Genomic DNA, 3,717 nt, shown 5'->3' with positions numbered 1-3,717 from the left:
AACATTTCCATGGTGATCACCCTTTCTCTCCTGCCTAGAAATTAGGCAGGGCAAGTAGAACACCTGGGTCAGTTTTGAATCGGCACTAGCACTTTGGCTGGGTCAGTTTTCGGTCAGCCGCAACATGCGAGACCGGCTGATTGGCCTGGAAACGCAAGCGCTGGACCGTTTACGCGATGTGCTTGGCGACGGACTGGTTCGCGACGACTAAAGAACGCACTCAATTTTTAACCTGATTAGGAGAACTTCAATGCATCCATTGTCCATTGCCAACACCACGATTCGTACCGACGCTGAGGGTCGTTACTGCTTGAATGATCTTCACAAAGCATCAGGTGAGGAACAGAAACATCAGCCTCGGTATTGGTTGAGCAACCAACAGACTCGCGATCTGATTGCTGAATTTTTAAGCGATAGCGGAATTCCGCTATCGGTCATTAAGGGAGGTTTGCAGCAAGGAACTTACGTCGTCAAAGAGCTTGTGTATGCCTATGCAATGTGGATCAGCCCAGCGTTTCACCTTAAGGTCATCCGAGCATACGATGCGATGGCGAATACTTCCGCACAGACCTTCGTTCCACGGTCTTTTTCGGAGGCACTGCGCCTTGCCGCGGATCTGGAATATAAGAAGGAACAGGCAGAAGCCCTGCTGGCATTGGCAGCACCCAAGGCGGAGGCGCTAGACCGGATTGCAAATACCGATGGGCTTTTGAATCTGCAGAGTGCAGCGAAGGTGCTGCAACAGCAACCCAACAAGTTCTGCAATTGGTTGCGTGAGATGCGGTGGATCTTCAGGCGTCCAGGGAGCAATAGCAATGTCGCGTACCAAGACAAGATTCAGGCCGGGTATCTGACGCACAAGACCACCACTGTTTTGCGTAGCGATGGCACCGAGAAAGTTTGTGATCAGGTGCTCATCACGCCGAAAGGGCTGACCAAGCTCTCTAAGTCCATTGTGTCATAGCGTATAGAGGGGACGAAGTGCCAAATCTTAATAACCTAAGCCGTGCGGCACTGTCAGCAGCCATGCGAGGCGGCACGGCCAGCTGGGGAGTTATCGGTGATGCGCAAGAACATGTGCGCTATGTTGAACCGCAACAGTCCAGAAAGCGCAGAAAGCGCACTTGTGGATGTAATCAGCGGGCGACGCACCTAGGAATGGCAAACGGTGTGTGTTTGATGGGTGGATGTGAATTGCACGTTCGCCGTTAGGTTCGAGACGGCTACTCACTCATTAAATAGGTCTGCGTGTGTCCCAGCTCGGACAAACACGATATTGTTTCCTTCAATCTGATAGATCAGCAAAAAATCACCACCAATATGGCACTCTCGGTGATCGGCCCAATCACCCTTAAGCGGGTGGTCGAGCCATTCCGGGCCAAGTGGCGCATCGTTGGCAATCAATAAAAGCATTGCCTCTTTCAGACGCACCATGTCATAGCGACCAGAACGGGAGAGGCGCTCCCAATCCTTTTGAAATGCTTTTGTGTAGTCTGACGCCCTCGGTATGGGCGCACGCTTACTTGCGGCTGTTCTTTTCGAGGTCATTGAGCAACGCGTCTGGTGTAACAAATCGAGCACGACGTGCGGTCATCATTGCACGTGACTCTTCAATGGCAGCACGGGTTTCAGCATTAGGTACTTTGAGTTCAAGCGGCATAGCTTGATCCACCACAACGCGATGCAAGAACAGGCGCACAGCATCAGAGACAGACAGCCCCATCGCAGCAAGCGTTTCAGTCGCTTGCGCTTTCATTTGATCGTCGACACGGATGTGCAACATTGAGGTTTGTGTAGCCATTTTCTAGCACTCCTAGGTTATGGCTATTTTGTATCTCAATTGCGATACTGTCAATGAATCGCGTACTGGTGTGCTAGCGTTCGTAAGCGGTAAGTCTTGCAGGGTTTCACTCTATTGAAATTAAGCACTGCTTGACTTATGCAGCAGAATTGTTTAATTTTGCTATATTCCGCAGGAAGTTGCATCTAGGCCCGTTGATCAACAGCGGGCCTTTTGCATTTCCGGCTTCAGAAGAAGCGGTCGGCATGATGTTAGGAGCACCACACCGACCGCCTTAACCCGCAGATTGCGCCTGCGAGCCTTGGCCTAGGCTTCTAACCCTCGCGAGGGGCGAAGAGCCTAGCATATCGATTAGGACTCGCTATATGCAGGAAGTACGCTGTGGTCATTGCCACCGAAAGCTGGCAGAAGCCATTTACACCCGCCTGAATATCAAGTGCCCACGATGTGGCACCTTTAACCATTTGAGTGCCACGAGCGCCCCAGCCGAACGCCAGTCGAGCGTCGCAGGAAGAACGCTCGTAGATGGAATCACTTCAAACTCAGTACCCAAACATTGAAGCACGCGCCTTGGAGTCAATTGCGCCTTATGCGCGAAACCCAAGGTCACACCCTGAAGAACAGATCGCAAAGCTTGTAGCGAGTCTGCGTGAGTTTGGTTGGACCTTCCCGATATTGATCGACGAGACTGGCGAAGTAATCGCCGGGCATGGCAAGTTGATTGCTGCACAACGTGTCGACAAGTACGGTTGGGACATACCCAACTGGCCCGACACAACAACTGTTCCCGTGCTGGTCAAATCTGACCTAACCCCAGAACAGCGTCGCGCCTACCGCATTCTCGACAACAAGATCGCGGAAGAATCCGAGTGGGTAGAAGACTTGCTCGCTCTCGAGTTGAAGTCACTTGCTGAGAGTGGCTTTGACCTGGCCCTGACTGGCTTTGACGCCAAGGAAGCCAAACGCCTAGCCAACACCCTGAACAACCTGCCTGACCTTGCTGCAAATGGCGAAGAGAACATCCCAGAAGTACCCGTTAATCCGTTCACTCGTCGCGGTGATTTATGGCTGTTGGGTGAACATCGTTTGCTCTGCGGTGATTCAACGAATCCTGTGGATGTTATCCGTTTGATGAATGGGGAACGGGCAGCGCTGTTTGCCACAGATCCTCCGTACCTTGTCGACTACGACGGGACTAACCATCCAAGGGACCACAATAAGAAGGGTACCCCTCAGTCCAACCCAGACGAACCGCATTGGGATGCGTCATCGCAAGGGCAGGCGTTCTTTGATCAGTTCATCGACGTGGCGGTAAAGCATGCGATCAACGACAACGTTGCCTGGTACTGCTGGCATGCTTCCAGGCGGCAAGCCATGCTTGAAGCGGCATGGGAGAAAGCCGACGCCTTTGTGCATCAGCAGATCATCTGGGCGAAGAGTCGAGGCGTGCTGACTCACAGCGTGTATTTATGGGCGCATGAACCCTGCTTCTTTGGTTGGCGTAAAGGCCGTAAGCCCAACGTTAACCGGGAAGACTTCGAAGGCTGGCCAACTACGATTTGGGAGATACCTAGAGGCGAGGTTGAGACAACCGACCACCCAACCAGCAAGCCTGTACGGGTATTCACGCTACCTATTCAGTTGCACACTGAACCGGGTGATATCTGTTACGAGCCTTTCTCGGGCTCTGGCTCGCAACTGATGGCAGGCCAACGTACTGGGCGCGCGGTGTACGGCATGGAAATGTCAGAAGCCTATTGTGACGTGATCATCAGGCGTTGGCAGCAAGAGTGAATCCCCCCGGTTTTCGTGGAGGCTCAGTTGTTAGAGACAGGCGAACTGTGCCTGCTCGTTTAGCTGTCGGTAATAAGCTGTCTCCGCTTCTGCTGGTGGCACGTAGCCGATTGAGCTTAGTA

Annotated in this window: 5 protein-coding genes; 3 read left to right on the top strand and 2 right to left on the bottom strand. The window is 52.6% G+C overall.

All coding sequences use genetic code 11. From position 1 onward, the window contains the following. Nucleotides 1-250 precede the first annotated feature (250 nt). On the top strand, nucleotides 251-964 hold the full coding sequence (locus ACUHMQ_RS20320; RefSeq protein ID WP_445297269.1) for a phage antirepressor KilAC domain-containing protein: 714 nt from the start codon (nucleotides 251-253) through the stop codon (nucleotides 962-964). 263 nt (nucleotides 965-1,227) lie between these two features. Here the strand turns inward: ACUHMQ_RS20320 and ACUHMQ_RS20315 are convergent, their stop codons facing one another. Next, complete coding sequence (locus ACUHMQ_RS20315) at nucleotides 1,228-1,548, bottom strand: type II toxin-antitoxin system YafQ family toxin (RefSeq protein ID WP_445297268.1); 321 nt, start codon at nucleotides 1,546-1,548, stop codon at nucleotides 1,228-1,230. Next, nucleotides 1,520-1,801 carry a type II toxin-antitoxin system RelB/DinJ family antitoxin gene (locus ACUHMQ_RS20310; RefSeq protein ID WP_445297267.1) on the bottom strand — a complete coding sequence of 94 codons (282 nt, stop codon included), beginning with the start codon at nucleotides 1,799-1,801 and terminating at the stop codon, nucleotides 1,520-1,522. The genes ACUHMQ_RS20315 and ACUHMQ_RS20310 overlap by 29 nt, the downstream gene beginning before the upstream one ends. 365 nt (nucleotides 1,802-2,166) lie before the next feature. Here ACUHMQ_RS20310 and ACUHMQ_RS20305 point away from each other — a divergent pair, with 365 nt between their 5' ends. After that, nucleotides 2,167-2,361 carry a Com family DNA-binding transcriptional regulator gene (locus ACUHMQ_RS20305; RefSeq protein ID WP_445297266.1) on the top strand — a complete coding sequence of 65 codons (195 nt, stop codon included), beginning with the start codon at nucleotides 2,167-2,169 and terminating at the stop codon, nucleotides 2,359-2,361. Next, entirely contained in the window at nucleotides 2,327-3,595 is a 1,269-nt protein-coding gene (locus ACUHMQ_RS20300; protein WP_445297265.1) for a site-specific DNA-methyltransferase, read from the top strand. Before ACUHMQ_RS20305 ends, ACUHMQ_RS20300 begins: the two co-directional genes overlap by 35 nt. Nucleotides 3,596-3,717: the final 122 nt, after the last annotated feature.

Source organism: Chitinimonas violaceus, assembly GCF_052601015.1.
Note: the sequence above shows the minus strand (reverse complement) of the source record. Positions and strands in the feature narration are given on the sequence as shown.

Coding starts and splice junctions, on each gene's coding strand:
- ACUHMQ_RS20320 (WP_445297269.1), top strand. CDS start 251: ATGCATCCATTGTCCATTGCCAACACCACGATTCGTACCGACGCTGAG.
- ACUHMQ_RS20315 (WP_445297268.1), bottom strand. CDS start 1,548: ATGACCTCGAAAAGAACAGCCGCAAGTAAGCGTGCGCCCATACCGAGG.
- ACUHMQ_RS20310 (WP_445297267.1), bottom strand. CDS start 1,801: ATGGCTACACAAACCTCAATGTTGCACATCCGTGTCGACGATCAAATG.
- ACUHMQ_RS20305 (WP_445297266.1), top strand. CDS start 2,167: ATGCAGGAAGTACGCTGTGGTCATTGCCACCGAAAGCTGGCAGAAGCC.
- ACUHMQ_RS20300 (WP_445297265.1), top strand. CDS start 2,327: ATGGAATCACTTCAAACTCAGTACCCAAACATTGAAGCACGCGCCTTG.